The following is a 568-nucleotide window of genomic DNA, read 5'->3' as shown; positions in this document are numbered from 1 at the left end:
GGCCGCGAGGTTATGGATGACCTGGTAGATCTCGGCCTTGGCGCCGATATCGATGCCTCGGGTTGGTTCGTCCAGCAGCAGCACCTTCATCGGCATCGACAGCCAGCGGCCGAGAATGGCCTTTTGCTGGTTGCCGCCGGAGAGGTACATGATTTTCTGGTCGGCGTTCGGCGTCTTGACTTTCATCGCCTTGATTTGATGCTCGGCGTTGCCCTTTTCCCAACCGTCGCGCAGCAGCCAGCCGAAGGTCGAATGGGCGCCCGCGCACTGATGTTGATGTTCTCGGCCACGCTGGAGAGCGGAATGATGCCTTCCTTCTTGCGGTCCTCCGGGCACAGCAAGACACCGGCGGCAATGGCGTCGCGAGGCGAGCGCAACTGCAACGGCTCGCCACAGAGTTCCAGGCTGCCGGCGCTGGCGCGCTCAAGGCCGCTGAGCAGGCGGAACAACTCCGTGCGCCCTGCCCCGACCAACCCGAACAGGCCAAGAATTTCGCCTTTGCGCACTTCGAAACTCACCGGCTCACGCAGGCCAGGGCCGAGCAGACGGTCGACCTTGAGCGCCACCT

Annotated in this window: 1 pseudogene; it reads right to left on the bottom strand. The window is 63.4% G+C overall.

Annotated elements, in window-relative coordinates:
• Positions 1–568 (bottom strand): annotated as a pseudogene (locus tag JWR98_RS29185) (ATP-binding cassette domain-containing protein); the annotation flags it as partial.

The organism is Pseudomonas lactucae (genome assembly GCF_016937615.1).
Classification (GTDB): Bacteria; Pseudomonadota; Gammaproteobacteria; order Pseudomonadales; family Pseudomonadaceae; genus Aquipseudomonas; species Aquipseudomonas lactucae.
This window is presented reverse-complemented; position numbering and strand designations above follow the sequence as displayed.